Source organism: uncultured Gimesia sp., from assembly GCF_937910335.1.
Lineage (GTDB): Bacteria > Planctomycetota > Planctomycetia > Planctomycetales > Planctomycetaceae > Gimesia.
The window spans coordinates 1-19,338 of sequence record NZ_CALEMX010000057.1 but is presented as its reverse complement, the minus strand read 5'-3'; the positions used below and the strand labels follow the sequence as shown (position 1 = coordinate 19,338).

Sequence of the window (19,338 nt, the reverse complement as noted above, 5' to 3'; positions counted from 1 at the left end):
TTTGTACTCAACCCAGGTTAATTACTACTGACACGGGCTTGTTTTTCACTTTGCTGAGTAGCACGTGCGGTCGCACTTCCAGGACGATTCATCAGCCAGAGTAAAACGGGGCTGGCAATAAAGATCGAACTGTAAGTACCGACAATCACTCCCAGAACCAGGCAGTATGCAAAACCGTGAATTCCTTCACCACCAATGGTATAGAGGATGAGAACAACAATCAGAGTCGTGATTGATGTCAGCAAGGTTCGTGAGAGCGTTTGATTCAAACTCTCATTGACCATTGTTTTGGTCAGAGCAGGGTTCTTGCCACGTACTTCTCGAATACGGTCGAACACCACAATGGTATCATTCAACGAATAACCAACAATGGTCAGAAATGCGGCGATCATGGGCAGATTGATTTTAAAATCATTCAGACCTAATACAGGCCCCAAGGCGGTATCACTTAGATAAGCACCTAATGCAACCATCCCCAGCACGACCAGTACGTCATGCACTAACGCCGCAACAGCTGCCAGACCAAAAGTGATTCTCTGGAACCGAAACCAGACATATGCCACAATCGCAATCAAACTGATCAACATAGCCAGCAAAGCAGACTCCTGCATTTCGCCAGCAACAGAGCTGTCAAAACTATTGACTTCATCTAAAATTGCGGTTGTCTCCATCACAGTCTGCATCTCATTTAACGCAGTTTTTAGATCAGCAACCAGCAGGTCAGGCCCGACTTGTGCATTCATTTTCTTAAAGCGAGTCGCTTCGTCAGCTGCATCATCTTTACTTTCAGCAGAAATCCCCTTCAGTTGAAGCTCAGGAACACGCTCGTATTTAGCTGATTTATCGGCATTCTTTATTGAGGCAATGGCCTCTTGCAGATAATTATCAACTGTCGATGGTTTCAAGTCACCACTAAATGTCAGTTCCACTTCAGCCCCTGCAGGAGAATTCTCACTTCCCTCGAGTTTCTTGATTTCACCAAAACTCATCGTTACTTTTCGCAACTTTTGAGCGCTGTCTTTAAATGTCTTATTTAATTTATCTCTGATCGAATCCGTTGCTTTGACGTCTTCTTCACCTTTATCCGCATCATTCAACGTAGTACGCAGACGGAAATAACGTCCATCAGAGCCAGGATCATTTGAAAGCTGTAGTTGTTCCAGTGTCAAACTATTACCAAACTCTTTTTGTAATAAGCCTCGAATTGCATCTATATCCTGTTTGTCTTCGAACTCGAATGTCACCATCGTACCGCCAGTAAAATCAATATCGAGATTTTCTTCAGCACGCGTAATAACCACTCCCATTCCGATCACAATCAATGCGATTGAGAACATCGCAGCAACCATTTTCTTACCGATGAAATCGATGCTGGTATGCCCTACGATACTCATCATCTTCAGATCACTGATCCAGCGTTTTCGTTCAAAAATATCAAAAATGATGCGTCCGACATATAACGCGGTAAACATACTCATCACAATCCCGATGAATAACGTCACAGCAAAACCGCGAACCTGATCCGTTCCAATAATATAGAGAACCACTGCCACAATCAGAGTCGTCAAATTCGCATCAATGATGGTCGTAAAGGCACGCGCAAAGCCATTATTAATTGCCATCCTCAAACTGGAACCACGTGCTTTCTCTTCCCGAATTCGTTCGAAAATAAGCACGTTGGCATCGACGGCCATACCGATCGTTAACACCAGACCTGCCAAACCTGGCAGAGTAAAGGTGGCATTGATAAATGACATCGTCCCCATGACCAGCAACAAGTTCAAAGTTAAGCAGATATTTGCTACCAGACCTGCAAAACGATAGTAAATCAGCATGAAGAAAATAACGGCAATTGCCGCAATCAGAATCGCCTGTTTTCCCTTCTCTTGAACATCACTTCCCAAAAGAGGGCTGATTGAAAATTCAGAGACGGGTTCAGGTTTTAATGGAACTTCCAAGGCCCCTGCATTTAACACATTGAGCAGATCTGAAATCTCTTTCTGAGTAAACCGACCGGTAATTTGTCCTTCAGCACCAATGGTTGTAATGAGACGAGGCGCAGATTGAACTTTCCCATCAAGTAACACGGCCAGATGGCGATGAAACCCATCCTTACTGGGACGATTTTTCGAGGTTAACTGACTAAAAAGATTACCGCCACGGGCATTAAATGTAAAAGAGACCGCCGGGGTACCATTCTGGTCTGTTGACTGTCGTGCACGAACCAGGTATTTCCCTGTCACACGGCGATCCTCATTTGGCTCAATGATCACCAATACTTCTTCACCGGGAGTTCCATCTTTGCGTGTAATAGGTCGCACAACCATCTGGTCATCCTGACTAAACGGTTCATCGTTATTTACTTCGCGCCAACTGGCAATGACTCGGCCCTCGCCATCCCGAATATCTTTACCAGGAGCTTCCAACGCACGCGAAACAAGAGTCGCATGATCGCGCCGATTCGCTACGATATCGAATTCCAGACTTCCCAACCGGGTAATGAGCGATTTGATCCGTTGAACGTCATCACTGTCAGCTCCAGGAACAATGACTTCAATCCGGTTTTGTCCTACTTTACGAACGGTTACTTCTTCCGTTCCCGAAGGATTGATACGACGACCAATGGCTCCCACCATTTGATCCATCACTTCGTTGGAAAGCTCTTTTTCACTCTTGCCTTCGTCAACCTCAAAGACCATATTCGACCCGCCTGCCAGGTCGATTCCCAACCGAATGGCATCTCGCCAGTCGTGACCGCTGGCAATCTGCCAGACGAAAGGTGTCGAGGCAATGACGGCGGTAAATAATACCAGACCGATTTTGCGTGAAAAATCTTTCATCTTAAGAGCATTTGCTATCAGTGCCCCCAAAATGAAGGGTAGAACGAATACGACAACAAGAATGGCTATGATAAACCACCCTGATACTTGTGATGTCGCCTTTTCAGTCACTTCTTCAGCTAAAAGAGCTGTTGAGTGGAAATCAATCCCTGTCATTCAATTAGTCCCAAAACTATCTGATAATATGGGCCGATTTGATCGGCAATGAAGGTTTAAACTGACAACACAGTGCCAGATACTTATTCTCTAAGAGTACATTTCGAAACCAGCTATTTCGTTTCTTTCGAATCTTCCTGATAGAGCCCCTGAATTGCACTTCGGCGAAATTTCATTCGGGTGTTCTCATCAATTTTTAATGTGACTTCTTGTTCCTTCTCTGAGATGCTGGCAATCGTACCGATAATCCCGCCGATACTTACAACGCGATCATTTTTCTTCAACTCACCGAGGGCCTGCTCACGACGTTTCCGTTCTTTTTGTTGTGGACGGAACATTATAAAATAAAAGAAAATGACGATCGCAATCAGTGGCAGAAATTGAAAAATAGGAGAAGGAGCAGGGCCCTCTTTTCCGGGCGCTTCTTCAGCGAAAAAATATAATGTTGTGAGTAAAATGTTCATTCAAATGTCTTCCAAGGCCTATGGAGCAATTCCACTAAAGCAATATTCATCAAGAACTTAGGGATACAACTATCCCGTAATCGTAGATTAAATTTTCATGTATGGATGAATCATTGTCTGGTCTGAATCGGCCCAAACCTAAACAATTTCAGGAGTTATCTAATAATTAAGTAAGCTGTATCTTAGAAAGATGCGTTCCAGCGGGCAAGGTGAACCGCCCTAAACTCCTCAACTTGTTCATTGAGTATTGCCTGACGCAAATCTCGCAACAATTTTTGGTAAAAGGCGATATTGTGCAGGGAGACTAATATTGGGCCCAGCATCTCTCTGGAGATAAATAAATGGCGTAAATAGGACCGACTATAGTCCCTTGAACCAGGTGAATCGCATTCAGGATCGAGAGGATTGGGATCTCTAGCATGCTTTTGATTACGTAAATTCACTCGCCCCTGACTGGTAAATGCCATTCCATTTCTCCCATTTCTGGTAGGCATAACACAGTCAAACAAATCGACTCCCCTTATGATCGCCTCTATCAGATCGGAAGGGCGGCCCACCCCCATCAAATAACGGGGCTTCTCAACCGGCAACATCGGAGTCGTAAAATCAAGCGTAGAGTACATATCCTCAGGCTTTTCACCTACACTTAAGCCACCAATCGCATACCCGGGAAACTCCAGAGGAAGTAGCCCCTCAGCGGAACGTTCGCGCATTTTCTGATCAGTGCCTCCTTGAACAATACCGAAGAGAGCCTGATCATCACGCTTCTGGGCATCTCGACATCGTGCTGCCCATTTTGTCGTCCGATCAACTGCATCCTGCATTTTTTCCGATGGCACATCATGTGGCGGGCATTCATCCAGACACATAATAGAATCCGCACCCAACTGTTCCTGTATTTTGACCGCCTTTTCTGGTGATAATTCAAATAAGCTACCATCAATATGCGAGCGAAAAACAACCTGCTCATCATCCATTTTCGTGAGTTTTGCCAGACTGAAGACTTGAAAACCACCGCTGTCTGTAAGAATGGGACCATCCCAATTCATAAATTGATGCAATCCTCCCATTTCCTGTACGATCTCTGCTCCGGGCCGCAGTGCCAAATGATAGGTATTGGCTAAAACCTGCTGAGTTCCCACCTGTTTCAGTTGTTCGGGCAGTAAACCTTTCACCGAAGCCAGAGTTCCCACAGGCATAAATGCCGGTGTGTCTACAATTCCATGAGGGGTATGCCAGCGTCCAGCACGTGCGCCGGTTTTTGAATCCGTATGGATCAGTTCAAATTGAAAGTGAGACACTTCTACTAACTCTTAAGAAGAGACTGGGAAAGTAAATAAAACTGATGATGCCGTGCTCAGACCTTCAGACTTGTTTTAAGGCATCATTGATTATTCCCAGATACCAAAAAGCGATCCGGAAAACAACGAAGATGATAAAAGCGGCAACCAGCGCCCAGATTAGCCAGCCCAGGACCGCGGCTAAAGTCGCCAGACTGCGCTGTGCATCTTCCTGAAATCGAGGACTCAATCGTTGCAGAGTTTCAGGAACGGTTCCTGAAGTCTCTCCCACATCGACCATATGGATGTATTCCTCTGTAAATAAGCCTGTATCAGCTAAGGCATTCGTAAGGTGTTCGCCATCATTAATCACGCCATTCACACGCGGAATTTCAGCAATGAAAGCTCCGTTTCCGGTTGCTTTCAAACTGGCATCGAGCGAGTCCAGAATATTCATTCCCGCTTGCTGTGTAAGTGCAAACGCCCAGGAAAAGCGTGCCATAGCGAACGACCGCATGCACCCACCCAAAACTGGAATTTTGAGAAACATACGGTGAAAATAGCGTTTCCCCCCGAACATTCGATCCAATATCTGATAGGCCACAAACAGGACAATTATCGAACCGAACGTACACGTCAGCCAGATCATGGCGCCACTGGGACCTGACAAACCGAGACCCATTACATCAATTGCCTGTCCTCCCTGGGCACTCGCGATGAGTCCCAGCACGAGAATCATCAAAGCAATTACCAGAATGGCTATAACAAACTGAAACACAGGCCAGGCAATGAGTCGAAAAAAGTTTTTCCGCATATTCAGCAAATGGTCATAATGTTCAGCCAAGGCTTTCAATACTTCAGGCAAACCTCCGCTTTGCTCAGCTACACTGACCATATTCACTAATAATTCAGGAAAAAAAGTTCCCTGTTTCCGCATGGCTGATGTCACATCATTGCCCGATTTCAACTCGACAATGATCTCTCGAAGGGTCTGCTGTAGTCGATGATCTCCCATTTTTTTTGCTGCTAGTTCGAATGATTTTGTGATCGAAACTCCGGACTCCAGCATGGTGCTTAACGATCGACAGAGAATAGCTAACGATTTCAGTGATGCACGTGCCTGGAACATAAATACAACTTTCCGGGAGCAGTTGAGAAATTGACGGGTTTTAAAAGAAGCGTTGTGATACTTTTCATTATTGCGAATTACCACTTATCTAAGAGTCACAATCTATTCCACATTGCGAAAAAAAGGAAAATTTGTCAGAGTGATCCGTTCGAACACCGGTTTTGTTTATTTTAATCTATCTCGGAAAGCTGTTTGATGGATTTTTTGAAGTTAGCTGGAAAGCGGATTCTGGTTTTTGGGGTCGCAAACCGCAAAAGTGTCGCCTATCAGACCGGCAAAGTCCTGGAAGAAGCAGGCGCGGAAGTAATTTATGTCGTGCGGTCTGCGGAGCGTAAAGAATCCTTATCAAAGATATTGAAACAGTCGCCCATCTATATCTGTGACGTCGAACATCAATCGGAAATTGATCAGCTACAATCGGAAATCAGTCAGAAGTACGATGTGATTCATGGACTGGTCCATTCAATCGCCTTTGCTGACTATTCAGCGGGCTGGCTCCCCTTTCATCAAACTCCCCGCGCCGCTTTTTTACAGGCAGTGGACATATCCTGTTTTTCTTTGATCGCGATCTCCAATGCATTCAGCCAATTAATCGATCCAGAGCAGGGTAGTGTTGTCACTATCTCCATCTCAACAACGCGCATGGCTGCTGAGAATTATGGCTATATGGGTCCTGTGAAAGCAGCATTGGACTCTTCGATTTGCTTTCTTGCCAAATCGTTTTCCAACTTTTCAAAAGTTCGTTTTAACGCAGTCTGTCCCGGCTTGCTGAAAACATCTGCCTCTGCAGGCATCCCCGGTTATGTCGACAGTTACCTGTTTGCGGAAAAAGCAACTCTTAGAAAAGAAGCCGTCCAGACCAGAGAAGTCGCTGACGCGACCGCGTTTTTAATCAGCCCCCGTTCATCCGGGATCAATTCGCAGGGAATTGTAATTGATGCGGGAATGGGGACGAATTATTTCGACAAAGAAATTATTTCAGACCAGACATGATTTTCAATGCCATGATTTTCGGTAATAAAAAAAGCCGACTGAAACGAATTCAGTCGGCTTATTTTGTTCACATCACTGGCCGACCTGTAGAGCCAAGCGATGTTCTTAGTTGCCCGCTACACTCTCATGCTTTCTTACCTTTTCCCTTATCCCCTTTTTGACCCGATCCTTTAGGTCCCTTACCAGCGCCTTTTTGGGTTCGATTTTTCATCATTTCTGCTTTGGCGGCCTTACGTTCAACTTCACTTAGTTTTCCATCGCCGTCTTTGTCAAATTTCTTAAGCATTTGCTCCCGACTCATTCTCGTTCGCCCTGAGCGTGCTCCCAAAGACTTACGAGCTGCCGCGCGCTCGGTTTCACCCAACTTACCGTCGCCATCTTTATCAAACTTTTTGATCATCTCTTCTTTACTCATGCGAGGGCCTTTTTGACCTGATTTTCCTCGCGCTGCAAAAGCTGCTTTACGTTCGGTTTCATCCAATTTCCCATCGCCATTTTTATCAAATTTTTTGAGCATTTCTTCCCAGTTAAAGCCTTTACCACCTTTTCCTTGCTTCCCTTTGCCTTTGCCACCAGGTCCTTGAGTCCCTTTTCCTTTCGAGCGTGCCTCTCGAGCCGCTGAGCGTTCTGCTTCACTCAATTTTCCATCACCATCTTTATCAAACTTCTTCAATATTTGCTCACGATTGGGTCGTTCCCCCTTTTTCCCTTGCTCAGCCTGCATGACTGAATTACCAGCGAAAACAGTAATCCCAAAAACAAACGTTGATACCAATAACAGGCTAACTTTCATCAAGACAACTCCTCATGCTCAAAAATGGGACAGGAAATCGATTCCTGCTTCAGGTTTACTTCACTTAAAATCAAACTCGCCTGGGAAAGTTTGGTTTCGCAGTTTCTCAAAAAAAATATAATATATTGGAAACATATTCATCTAATCAGGATCAATAATGGGGGCTTTTACTCTTAAAATATGCATTTAAAAAGCTGATCTTGCCCCAATTGAGCTTCTCCTATTATGATGCCCTGCCGCTTAACTTCTCCTGTTCAAATAATCCCCAAATCGACAGCGATAAAACAGATACGATGAGTTCGCACCATTCCCTATCTCAACTGGATCAGATTGATTCCAAGCGAATCTGTATCATCAAACCTAGTGCGCTGGGTGATGTCGTGCAGACTCTTCCCATCCTGCCGGTACTTCACGAACGGTTTCCGGATGCTACTATTTCATGGGTCATTCGTGACAGTTTTGCGAATCTGCTCGAAGGGCATCCATACATCAATGAAATTATTCCTTTCAGTCGTCGAAGTTCCGCCCGCTATTGGTGGCGTTTTTTGAAAGACTTGAAACAACGTCAATTTGACCTGGTACTTGACCTTCAGGGATTATTAAGAACGGGAATCATGACAGCTGCCACCCGAGCACGCTGGCGCGTCGGGATTGAAGCAGCGCGTGAGGGTTCCCATTTCGCTTATAATCTGACTATCCCAGATACCGGAAGAATGGTTCCAGCTTATTTAAAATATTGGCGAGTATCTGACGCATTGGGACTTGGTGAAACTCAAAGACAAACTGACATCTCGCTCAGTAACACAGATACATTTTGGGCAAAAAGTAAACTCGATAGACAGAACTACCCCGCTCCCACTCTTGCCATTCATGCTGGTGCGCAATGGATCACAAAACGTTGGCCTCCGGAAAAATTTGCGGCCGTTGGTGCAAAGGCAATCCGACACTTTCGTTGTAATGTCGTTCTGGTTGGCACCTCAGAGGAACGCCCTTTGACAAATCATATCGAAAGTTTATTACACAAATTTGTACCGACGGGCCGTGTTCTCAATCTCGCAGGCGAAACAACTCTCAAACAATTGGCGGCGGTTCTGATCGAGTCCGATTTTCTATTGACCAATGATTCGGGTCCCATGCATCTTGCTGCGGGACTCGGGACTCCCGTCACCGGAATCTTTACATGTACCAGTTCACTTCGGTCCGGGCCTCCCGGTGATCAGCATGAGCTTGTTTCCACCAACGTTGCTTGTGCGGGCAGTTATCATAAAAAATGCCCGAAACGCGGACCTCATAATTTATGCTGCATGGAAGAGCTTGAAACCGGACGAGTCTGGCAAGCACTTTCCCGTCAGATTTCTCATCATGTTTCGCAGGGTAATGCGAAAGTAGCATAACGACTTCGCTCTGGTTATCTCTACGGGCGACGCAGTTCATAGTAGCGGCTCAGCACTCGGACGCGAAAAATCTGATAGGCTGTAATCATTCCAAGTATCGCCAGGACCATGCCATAGATCACGGGATATTGCCACAACTCCACTAACTCCGGTCGAAGCATGATCAGAATTGAAAATGCAAGCATCGAAAGGACCGTCGTGAAAAATACGAGTCTTACATAAAAAAACAGACCGGAAGCAACAATCAGCATCGGATAACCAATCAACAGGATTCCGATAGGAGATTCTGCTAAGACCAGCAACCCGGTCAAAAGTGAAACATCGGCCGCTGACCAGCAAAACCGCACTTTTCCCTTATTTTTCAAGTGATCTAATCCCCATTGAAAAAACAGAGACAAGATTGACCACAGGCAGAAAATCGTCATGATCTTAAGGTGATAATTAAGATCTACGCCTTGCGTTGAGTAAACCGTCTGGATAATTCCCGTCGAGAGAAAAATTGCTGATAAGCGAGAGGCTAAAGCGGGCTGCCTGCGAAACCAGCGTTGAAATTTCTGCCGAAATCCTGCCGGTTGCGCCTGAACAGCTTCTCCTGCAATAAATCGTTCCAGGTCATTAGCCAGTTCACTTGCAGTCTGGTAGCGTAAATCAGGATCTTTCTCCAGGCACTTCAGACAGATTAGCTCCAGTTGAGAAGGAATGCTGGCATCGAGCGTATGAGGAAGGGGAGGTTCTCCTTCAATAACATAAACCAGAGAATCGAGCGGGCTGTTCTGTTTGAACGGAGAAATCCCTGTCATTAATTCATAAAGAATCGTACCCAGACTAAAGATATCGCTGCGTGCAGAAATATCAGCAAGCTGTCCTGCTGCCTGCTCTGGTGACATATAACCGGGAGTTCCCACAATCATTCCACTCTGAGTATGTACGTCATCTTCCAGATTCGTATGTCGAACATCAAATATTTTTGCGAGACCAAAGTCAGTGACATAAGCTAACCCGTTTTCATCAATTAAAATATTCGACGGTTTTAAATCTCGATGAATAATGCCCCTGGAGTGAAGGTATTCAACGGCTTGCGAGACCTTTTGCATCAGGGAGGCAATCTGATAGAAATCAACCGGAGCTGTTCCCGAGTTTGTTCGTTTTTTTGCATTCGCTAATGAACTACCCGAAATATAGTCCATCGTGAAATAATGCTGTCCCAGATACTGTCCGACTTCATGAATGGAAACAATATTGGAATGCTGCAATCGTCCAGCTGCCTGGGCTTTAAGATAAAATCGACGTACTTCTTCTTCAGAAGCAAACTGATTACTTAAAATAGTTTTCAAGGCGACTATCCGGTTGAGGTCTTTCTGGCGTGCCCTGTAAACTACCCCCATTCCGCCACGTCCGATTTCTTCCAGCAATTCATAATTCCCGAAATCAATCTTCTGATGAGAGAGTGGCTGCCTTGAAGCACTACTACTCGATAAGATTTGAGTCGGATCTTCCGGCCCCAGGGAATGCACCAGATCAGAATGATCGATTTCTGGAGCTAAACGTTCGAGGGAATCCAGATACGTCATTATTTTTTTTAATTCAGGATTGACCATCTGTAATTCATGGCAGCTTTCCTGATCATTGGCTTGCAAGTAATTTAAGTATTTATTCAACACTTCAATTGCGAACTCGGATTGATCGTTTTCCTCAATCGACACTAGGCTCAATACTTTCTTTTATCAACGTGCCTCTGCACCAGATCATTCGTAACGACTTGCAATACGACTTAAACACTTTCAAGGAATTCTTGTAATCGATTCAGAGCCCTCAGCCAGAGCATTTGCGCTGCACCTGGACTTCGATTCATTCTTTCAGCGACTTCTTTGAACGAAAGCCGTTGTAAGTTTCGCAACATAATGACTTCCTGATAATCAGCAGGAAGTTGCGCAACTGCTTCAGCCATGAGAATTTCCTGTTCTCGATTTAACAAAATACGACTGGGAGTCTCTGTCTGGTCTTTCAATTCCCATTGCCGCTGGCCAGAATTCCCAGAAATGCATCCCCCTTGATCGATTGAAAACTCTCTGCTCACGTCTCGTTTGGCAGCGCCTTGATATCTACGGGCAAAATCCAGAGTATTGTGGTTTAAAATCCCTCGTAACCAACCCAACCATTCTGCTTCTGTCTCGCCTTTAAAGTTATCGATTCCCTGATGTGCTTCCAATAATGTCTGTTGGACTAAATCAGAGGCGTCGAACTTGGTGCGCATCCAGCCCTCAATTTGAGCGCGTGCAATTAAAGAGATATAAGCCCGGCACTTTTGCAATAATTCATTTTCTGCAGTGCGATCTCCCGATCGGGCTAGATGAATCAGCTCTTCAAAATGTGATTGAGACATGTTTGATTCCTGGAGCCACTCAATTCTGCAGTCGAGTACTTTCAATCCTTGTAAAGGGAGATGGTCTACTCACTTAGATTACCGTTTTTTGTATTTAGTGCTGGCCTCTTTGAGTAATGCTCGCTCCTGATCGGTCAAACTTGCTTCACCTTCGCGGCTAATTTTTTCCAGAATCGTATCTACTTTTTCGTCGAGCCCCGCCTTTGAGAGTTTCGAATCAGGTTCCGAATAGACACGCAAGTTTTTCTTTCTGGCTTTGCTTTGTAATTTGAATGAATTCCATTTGCCATTGAAACCTGCAGTCAAATTCCAGCCAAAGTACTTATAGGCCACACCAAACGCGGCACCTCCCAGATGTGCTACATGCGCAACATTATCAGCGCCGGGATTTAAGACACCAAACACATCTACAAGAGCATATAACACAGCCAGCCAGCGCAGCTCAATCGGTAAGATAAACATTAAAAGCACGGTCATGCGTGGAAAGTACATGGCTGTCAAGAAGACCACAGCCATGACACCACCAGAAGCACCAATCACAGGAGCACCGCTGATGGCAATATGACAGATCCCACTAATCACAATGCCCATCAGATAAAATACTAAAAACTCTCGTGAGCCCAGAATCGGTTCAACCGAACGACCAAACATCCAGAGCACGAACATATTGAAGAAAATGTGCCCTAAAGAGGACGTCGAATGGCAGAAACCATAGGTCACAAACCGCCAGATTTGGAATGAAGGAAAGACGGCATCGCGCTGTAACGCGAAAGCATTCAGAATGGAAGGAGAAGTATTTTGAAGCACAAACACAATAATGTTTGCAATGATCAAATATTTAATGGCCCAGCCACCGGAAGTCGTTTTGAAAGAATTGTAGTTTCCTCCGCCACTTTCATGCCGCAGGTAATCCCGGCTCTCAATCCCCATCGCCCAACCTATCCTTGCTTGTTATTTCGTAACTACGGACGTCCTGAGAGCCAGCGTCCACCATCCATGCCTTTTGCAGTCATTTTTCAAAAAAACTGAATGACTATTCTTTTTCTTTAGGCAATTTTTTAGTCAGATTGCTGACTTCATCGATCAGTGCCCGTTGTTTTTGATAGACGTTTAACAGATCACGTCGCAATCGGTCCGTAACTTGAAACTCCTGATTTCGTATCTGCTCTTCTTCTTCCAGACCCGCTACCAATCCTTTTCTCAACTCGACAGGCAGGATCTCATCCTGAGGCGCCTTATCAGAACCGATCAGTTCATTCACCCTTGCATCCAGTCGCTGTTTTGCAGAAGCCATCAATCGATTCAAATCTTGAATCCGGTCTTCCTTTCTCTTAATTTGCTGATTGCGTTCTACCAGATCGTCACGCAGAGTCCTCAAAGCAGAGATAAACTGGGAAGGCACAAGTGCCCTTAAACGCCAGGTACCATTTTTCCAAGTCGCAACTTCTCCTGGTTGGGGAGGAGTAACGGGGATCAATAACGCAACGTTTGGTTCCAGTGCGTTGACACGAAACGCGCCTACATAACTGACCTTGGCAGGGCTGTTTGGATCTGGTTGAAAAGCAAAAATCACAGCCTGAGCAACTTGCTCATCGCCTTCCTGAGCACTCCCCAGTCCCTGATTTCCACCAATACCAAGTTGAATTTCACCCGTTTGTTGATTCACTGTGACTTTTGCATCCCAGTAACGATTCCATCCCAGCATCAGACGTGTCAGCTGACTGCGTAGTTCCTTATTTTCAGCCTCTTTGGATTCAAGTTCCGTATCATTCTTCTCAATTTGTGCCTTGTTTTTTTCAACGGCTCTCAGCCAGCTACCACGAACATCAAGCATCTTTGATGTCAACATGACAGCCCCGACAGCAGTGAGAGCGACAAACCAAACCAGGACAACTCCAGATTTATGCATCTTTTTTAACCTTGATGAAATCGAACGAGCACATTGACTCGTTATTCTATTTCGAATTATGACAACTTATTAATATCGGTATATTCTACGAGTTTTTCGGAATTGACTTTTTAAAATGGTAAGGAGCTTGAATTACTATTACCATCCTGTCCATTACATCGTCATCCAATGAGTGTGAAAACGAAAATAAATCCTGTGGGATCAATTATTCAAGCGTATCCTAAATCAGATAAGGTAACGAGCCAATGAATCGTTAAGAAAGTCAAGCAGGTAGATAGCTTAATGATAAGTCCCTCGGTAAATCAGGGTCAAGCAGAAACCGCATTTATCGACCTGATCCTGACTGGATAATCGCTAAAACCGACAAATGTGAATCATATAACGGCTCGAATCGATCTCAGAAACAGAGGCTCATCAATACAAGACCAGAAAAACAGTCTCTTTTCTCCTTGAAAACCCAAACTTTCTATCCTCTGATTCCGTGCATTTTCCGGTAAGATGACATATAAAACATCCTGATTCTTCACTGATTCTTAGAGAATCAAGGTTTAGTTCATGCTTCGAATCTTCTTAGTATGTCTGATCAGACGCGTGTCGAAATTTTGATTGATCCCAGGAACATGAAACTTTGTCATCATTATTACCAATTCATCAAAGGAAACGACAATGTCAGCGGTCACTGTAAAACGATCTGAACTCAAACCCGGGGAAGTTTTATGCAGCTATTGTACAGCGCGTTGTTGTCGCTACTTTGCTTTGCCAATTGAAACTCCCGAAGACTGGGAAGATTTTGATCACATGCGCTGGTACGTTATGCATGGCCATTGTTCGATTTTTGTCGATGAAGACACATGGTTTTTAATGGTATTTGGAGATTGCAAATACCTTCTGCCAGACTATCGATGCGGAAATTATGAAGACCGTCCTAAGATTTGTCGTTCCTACACAACCGATGATTGTGAATACGATAACGATGGAACTTACGATCGATTATTCGAAACTCCAGAACAAATTTGGGAATATGCCCATGCTGTTCTGCCTCCGGTTAAAAAGAAACGAAAAAAATCTCAAACAGGTACACATACTCAAAAACTTCCCGTCGTTCAGGTCTAGCGTTCATATTGATGATTTTATTGATTCGTTAAATCATACTCCCAGCTCTCATACATACGATCGCAATGAGATCCCTAATGATCAAAGTCGGTAGAAAACTGTGAAAAAAACATTAATTGCCCCGCGTACACTCAAAGGGTTTCGGGACTATCTTCCAGCAGCCATGATTCCCCGGGAACAACTGATAGAAACAGCTAAGTCAGTGTATCGTAGTTATGGTTTCAGTCCGATCGATACACCCGCCCTGGAATATACTGAGATTCTCACAGGAAAAGGGGGAGCAGAATCAGACAAGCAAATGTTTCGATTTGAACAGGGAGGACGCGATGTTGCCATGCGATTCGACCTGACAGTTCCCTTTGCCCGATTTGCTGCACAGAATATTAATGAGCTGGGAATCCCGTTTAAACGATATCATGTCGGTACAGTCTGGCGCGGCGAGCGACCTCAAAAAGGGCGATACCGCGAATTTGTTCAATGTGATTTCGACACCATAGGCACTACTTCCAATTCAGCCGACATTGAGACACTTTTTGTTATCCATGATTTAATGGTCAAAATTGGGTTTTCAGAGTTTAAAATCCATATCAACAATCGCATGATTCTCAATGGACTCCTGGAAACACTGGGACTGCTCAATCAATCAGCAGAGGTCTTAAGAGCGCTCGATAAGCTTCCTAAAAGTACTCCCGAGGCAGTCATTCTCGAAATGAAAGAGCAGGGCAGTCTCACTCAAGAACAGGCAGAAAAGGTGATTTCACTGACGACCGCTAAGGGATCATCTGAAGAAATCCTGAATGAACTTGAGCAGCAACTATCCGGAAATTCCAGTGGAGAGCTTGGAATAAAAAACCTGCGGGAATTATTTCAATCTGTAGAAAAAGCCGGCATTCCATGTGAACGTATTGTACTGGATCCCTCTATCGCACGAGGCCTCGATTATTACACTGGTACCATTTTTGAAACATTTCTGAATGACTTGCCGAACATTGGAAGCGTGTGCTCAGGAGGACGCTACGATAATCTGGCCGAACTGTTCACAACTCAATCATTGCCGGGCGTCGGAGCAAGCCTGGGTCTGGATCGCCTGTTGGCAGCGATGCAGGAACTGAACATGTTAAAGGAAGTTTCGACTCCTGCCTCGATTCTGGTTACCCAGATGGATGAACTTTATACTCCCGAGTATCTCAGACTATCACGTAATCTGCGCCTGAAAGGATTGAACGTTGAAGTTTATCCTGACACCAAAGCTATCAAAAAACAGTTCAAATATGCCAACCGTCATGGATTCAAAATCGTCATTGTTGCGGGAGTTGACGATTTTAAGAACCAGGAATGGCAAGTCAAAGAGTTGCAGACCGGAACTCAAACAGCGGTGAAAGAATCAAATTTATTCGAATTCATTTCTCATATTCTGACGGCTGAACAGGACAGTTAACCTGCCCAATTTCGATTTGGTCAAAAGCCAAATCAGCGCAATACTATAGACTTCCAGAGAACACTTCGATACCATAGCCAAACGATCAGTTCTATAGTTTAGTTTGCAGATTTGAGGAGATTGCTGGCTATGGTCCTTCGCAGAAACCATTACGATGCCGCTTTTGAGAGCTACCTTCGCACTTCAAGAATCCCCTATGTGGCGGTAGATGAAAAACGAAGGGCATTAGCACAAAATACATCGATCAAATCATTGGACTTTATTGTGTATGCGAAGCAAGGTCCCAACCTGCTGATTGATGTCAAAGGGCGAACAGAAATTTTTCCGGATCAAAGAAATAAACGCCGCTGGGAAAACTGGGCTACGGTTGAAGATATTCAGGGACTCCAGCAATGGCAGGAGCTGTTTGGAGAGGGCTTTATTTCTGGTTTAGTCTTCGCCTATCAGCTCCCGTCTGATTCCATTTCAAATAATCTTGAGAAGCTCTTTGCCTTTAAGGGAAACCTATATGCATTCTATCTGGTAAAAATTGATGAATACCGTCAAAAAATGAGACCCCGATCCCAAAGTTGGCAAACGGTTTTTCTTCACCAGCAGGACTTTTATGAAATGCGGCAACCTGTAGAAACGATCATCCAGTCCTGAACTCTCTGTTCGATCGTTTCGACTGAATCCGGACAAATACCAATAGTGCCAGGAGGAGCATATACAGAAGCTGATCACTTCTTGCATTTTTCCCTCGGGATTCTTCCGGTAATCGACTTTTCATGATGCAGTTTGGCGAGTTTGCTGATACAATTATCCCGCGAGTATCGTTTGAATTTCGAATTGGATTATAGAATAAATGATTATGAAGAGATCTTATAGCATACTGCAACGTTTATCTGGTTTGTTATCTATTTCCGGTTTCTTTCTGTTATCGGCAACTACAGTTCTCGCACAAGAAGAGCGAAAGAGTGGTTTGGTTCAGCAGTCTCAGACATCCATCTTTGAGTACCTTCTGATCGCTGTCTTAATCGGAGCTGCTTTGTATGCCATCTGTCGAACGAGCTATCGTTCCTGATCGAACTTGAATCTCTTTTCCTCTACGATCTTTTAGTTCTAATGCGACCAAAGTTATCGGTATCTGAACGTTCTTCCCGCAGGGTCGTCATTACGGGCATTGGATTAATCACACCTTATGCAGTAGGTCGAGAGCAATCCTGGCAGAATCTACTGTCTGGCAAGTCTAGCACTTGTCTGCTTGATGATTTGTCAAATCAATTGAACCGTCCGGTCGTAGGCGGAGTGATTCCAGATCAACGACTCTCATCAACCGCACCGTCAAACCAGATCCCATTTCAGACAGAACCTTCAATTAGATTAGCTTTAAAAGCAACAGAAGAAGCGATCCAGGATGCTGATTTGGATTTGAATCTGATTTCCAGAGAATCTACAGGATGTGTGATTGGTTCCAGTAAAGGAGGTATGGCCAGTTTCGCACAAATGGCTGAGATGCCACACATGAGTCTGGAAGATCAAAAACAAATTCCCTCTAATTTCTGGCTGCAATGCTTCCCTAACGCTGCCAGTCAATCTGTAGCGAAACATTACGATTTACGAGGGGCTGCATTAGCTCCCGTTTCGGCTTGTGCTACAGGATTTTCAAGCATCATGCGGGCAGCTGATTTAATTCGAGATGGAGTCTGCGATACCGTTTTTGCAGGAGGAGCAGATGCTTCTCTGCTACCTGCCGTCTTAGGATCATTCCAACGCATGGGAGTCCTGGCAACAGACTTTCAGTCCTCTCAGGAAGCCTGCAGACCTTATGATAAGAGACGAAATGGATTTGTTGTTGGTGAAGGAGCCGGAATTCTTGTACTAGAATCATTAGAGCATGCCTTAAATAGAAATGCGGTTCCTTATGCAGAATGGCTCACTGGTGGTCTGGGTTCTGACTCCACTCATTTAATGCAATTCGATGCCTCTGCAGAAAGTCTTGCGAAATTGATTACCGGAATCTTAGACCGCGCTCGCATTTCTCCCACAGAAATCGACTATATAAACATGCACGGCACGGGAACTCAGATTAATGATCTGTATGAAACACGAGCCATCAAAAATGCGATGGGGGCTGTATCTCGTTCTGTCAGTTGCTCAAGTTTAAAAGGAGGGATGGGACATCTACTGGGTGCTGCAGGAAGTGTCGAACTGGCATTCACATTGCTTGCCATGCGTGATAATCTGGTTCCGCCAACAGTGAATCTGGAAATTCCTGATCCGGAGTGTAATTTGAATTATACACCGCTCAAAGCTGAGCCAAAAGAAATCAAAAAAGCAATGAAACTGTCATTTGGCTTTGGAGGACATCTGGTCGCAGGACTGATCAGCAAATGGGATCCTTCATGCTGACAGTGATTATGGTACAAATTGAGCTGATTTTACAAAATTTCTAAATTCCTCTTCCGCATTCAACAGCTGCTCGCGCGGTCCTGTCAATTTGAGATAAAAATCACGGGGATTACGAGGAATCGCGACGCCGATCATTCTCATTCCGGATTCTGCTTCAGAATCGAGAGCGGGCCCGGCATCAAAGGTGCCCCTTAAATCCAACCAGATCGCATCGATCTTATCTACTCGAATTGATTTCTGTTGAGGCGTTTCTCCAGGAGGTAATTGAAACTGCCCAATCCACCTTTTTAGATTTGCATCAACGCCACCACCAACAGAAGAAAGGGTCAACTTGACGTCATTACCCGCCAGAGGAATTTTAAAACTGGCGGTAACGAAACCTTGTTGCGCGGGGGATAATTCAACCTGCGGGTACCTTAAACCGAATCCCATCAAATTCTTTGAATTCAGAGGTTTGTGTCTCCACTTTATCTGACTGTGAAGAATCCACGGACACTGATGCAGCTTCCGGAACAGGGGGGTCAGTTTTGAATTCCGAATGATCAGAATTACAACTCAAAACACCAAAAATAGCCAGTGGCAAAAACATCAACCAGAATTGAAATTGTTTTGTCAAGACCTTCAACATCTCCTCCCAGATCATTACGGATCAAATTACTCAAAGAAGTTTTTTTCTGGGAGATTAGTTTATCAGTTCACGCAAGAACCGACCAGTGTTTCCGAGTTCCCATTATATTTTTGTGAGAGCTGAGTAATTTCTTCACGGATCTCGAAATAGGCATCAATCACATCAGAGTCCCATTGAAATCCTTTACCTTCCCGGAATATGATTTCCAGTTTTTCCAGAGGCATTCCATTTCGATAAGGGCGATCGCTGCCCATTGCATCATAGGCGTCTGCAACAGCAATAATCCGTGCCATCAATGGGATATCTGCTCCTTTTAATTGATCTGGATAACCCCGCCCATCGATTTGCTCATGATGGTTTCGAATTCCCGGTAAGATATTTTTCAATTTTTTAATTCCAGACAGGATTTTGTAGCCAATCATGGGGT

At 44.6% G+C, this 19,338-nt stretch carries 18 protein-coding genes; 7 read left to right on the top strand and 11 right to left on the bottom strand.

All coding sequences use genetic code 11. The features are described from left to right. Window positions 1-17: 17 nt before the first annotated feature. The 4 genes from secD to Q0668_RS02325 all read right to left on the bottom strand — a co-directional run bounded on the left by secD (window position 18) and on the right by Q0668_RS02325 (window position 5,869). Window positions 18-2,996 (bottom strand): protein translocase subunit SecD, encoded by a 2,979-nt coding sequence (secD, locus tag Q0668_RS02340; protein ID WP_298859541.1) that lies wholly within the window; start codon window positions 2,994-2,996, stop codon window positions 18-20. Window positions 2,997-3,109: 113 nt separating this feature from the next. After that, window positions 3,110-3,460 (bottom strand): preprotein translocase subunit YajC, encoded by a 351-nt coding sequence (yajC, locus tag Q0668_RS02335; RefSeq protein WP_298859540.1) that lies wholly within the window; start codon window positions 3,458-3,460, stop codon window positions 3,110-3,112. A 182-nt stretch (window positions 3,461-3,642) separates the two neighbouring features. After that, complete coding sequence (gene tgt / locus Q0668_RS02330; protein ID WP_298859539.1) at window positions 3,643-4,761, bottom strand: tRNA guanosine(34) transglycosylase Tgt; 1,119 nt, start codon at window positions 4,759-4,761, stop codon at window positions 3,643-3,645. A 64-nt stretch (window positions 4,762-4,825) separates the two neighbouring features. After that, complete coding sequence (locus Q0668_RS02325; RefSeq protein ID WP_298859538.1) at window positions 4,826-5,869, bottom strand: type II secretion system F family protein; 1,044 nt, start codon at window positions 5,867-5,869, stop codon at window positions 4,826-4,828. Window positions 5,870-6,064: 195 nt separating this feature from the next. On the opposite strand from Q0668_RS02325, the gene Q0668_RS02320 reads away from it, so the two are divergent. Further along, entirely contained in the window at window positions 6,065-6,862 is a 798-nt protein-coding gene (locus tag Q0668_RS02320; protein WP_298859537.1) for an SDR family oxidoreductase, read from the top strand. A gap of 124 nt (window positions 6,863-6,986) precedes the next feature. Here the strand turns inward: Q0668_RS02320 and Q0668_RS02315 are convergent, their stop codons facing one another. After that, entirely contained in the window at window positions 6,987-7,655 is a 669-nt protein-coding gene (locus Q0668_RS02315; RefSeq protein WP_298859535.1) for an EF-hand domain-containing protein, read from the bottom strand. A 293-nt stretch (window positions 7,656-7,948) separates the two neighbouring features. On the opposite strand from Q0668_RS02315, the gene Q0668_RS02310 reads away from it, so the two are divergent. Then, a complete protein-coding gene (locus Q0668_RS02310; RefSeq protein ID WP_298859533.1) occupies window positions 7,949-9,049 on the top strand; it encodes a glycosyltransferase family 9 protein in 1,101 nt (366 codons plus the stop codon). 20 nt (window positions 9,050-9,069) lie between these two features. Here the strand turns inward: Q0668_RS02310 and Q0668_RS02305 are convergent, their stop codons facing one another. The 4 genes from Q0668_RS02305 to Q0668_RS02290 form a co-directional block, all read right to left on the bottom strand. Continuing rightward, window positions 9,070-10,752, bottom strand: coding sequence for a serine/threonine-protein kinase (locus tag Q0668_RS02305; RefSeq protein WP_298859531.1), 1,683 nt, complete (start codon window positions 10,750-10,752; stop codon window positions 9,070-9,072). A gap of 68 nt (window positions 10,753-10,820) precedes the next feature. After that, window positions 10,821-11,432 carry a sigma-70 family RNA polymerase sigma factor gene (locus tag Q0668_RS02300; RefSeq protein WP_298859529.1) on the bottom strand — a complete coding sequence of 204 codons (612 nt, stop codon included), beginning with the start codon at window positions 11,430-11,432 and terminating at the stop codon, window positions 10,821-10,823. 78 nt (window positions 11,433-11,510) lie between these two features. After that, the gene (locus Q0668_RS02295) at window positions 11,511-12,362 is read right to left on the bottom strand and encodes a rhomboid family intramembrane serine protease (protein ID WP_298859527.1); all 852 of its coding nucleotides are present in this window, start codon (window positions 12,360-12,362) and stop codon (window positions 11,511-11,513) included. A 103-nt stretch (window positions 12,363-12,465) separates the two neighbouring features. Continuing rightward, window positions 12,466-13,341 (bottom strand): hypothetical protein, encoded by an 876-nt coding sequence (locus Q0668_RS02290; protein ID WP_298859525.1) that lies wholly within the window; start codon window positions 13,339-13,341, stop codon window positions 12,466-12,468. A gap of 666 nt (window positions 13,342-14,007) precedes the next feature. Between Q0668_RS02290 and Q0668_RS02285 the strand changes: the two genes are divergently transcribed. From Q0668_RS02285 to Q0668_RS02265, 5 genes are all read left to right on the top strand, one after another. Then, window positions 14,008-14,454 carry a YkgJ family cysteine cluster protein gene (locus Q0668_RS02285; RefSeq protein WP_298859523.1) on the top strand — a complete coding sequence of 149 codons (447 nt, stop codon included), beginning with the start codon at window positions 14,008-14,010 and terminating at the stop codon, window positions 14,452-14,454. Window positions 14,455-14,554: 100 nt separating this feature from the next. Next, the gene (hisS, locus tag Q0668_RS02280) at window positions 14,555-15,892 is read left to right on the top strand and encodes a histidine--tRNA ligase (protein ID WP_298859521.1); all 1,338 of its coding nucleotides are present in this window, start codon (window positions 14,555-14,557) and stop codon (window positions 15,890-15,892) included. Between the two features lie 129 nt (window positions 15,893-16,021). Continuing rightward, window positions 16,022-16,537, top strand: coding sequence for an HYExAFE family protein (locus Q0668_RS02275; protein ID WP_298859519.1), 516 nt, complete (start codon window positions 16,022-16,024; stop codon window positions 16,535-16,537). A 205-nt stretch (window positions 16,538-16,742) separates the two neighbouring features. Next, entirely contained in the window at window positions 16,743-16,955 is a 213-nt protein-coding gene (locus Q0668_RS02270; RefSeq protein ID WP_298859517.1) for a hypothetical protein, read from the top strand. A gap of 41 nt (window positions 16,956-16,996) precedes the next feature. Beyond that, window positions 16,997-18,283: a beta-ketoacyl-[acyl-carrier-protein] synthase family protein gene (locus Q0668_RS02265; RefSeq protein WP_298859515.1), complete on the top strand. Its 1,287-nt coding sequence runs from the start codon at window positions 16,997-16,999 to the stop codon at window positions 18,281-18,283. Between the two features lie 6 nt (window positions 18,284-18,289). On the opposite strand, the gene Q0668_RS02260 is transcribed toward Q0668_RS02265, so the two are convergent. Then, complete coding sequence (locus Q0668_RS02260; protein WP_298859513.1) at window positions 18,290-18,715, bottom strand: hypothetical protein; 426 nt, start codon at window positions 18,713-18,715, stop codon at window positions 18,290-18,292. 258 nt (window positions 18,716-18,973) lie between these two features. Further along, window positions 18,974-19,338: HD domain-containing phosphohydrolase (locus Q0668_RS02255; RefSeq protein WP_298859511.1), on the bottom strand; the 365-nt coding region annotated here is incomplete at its 5' end.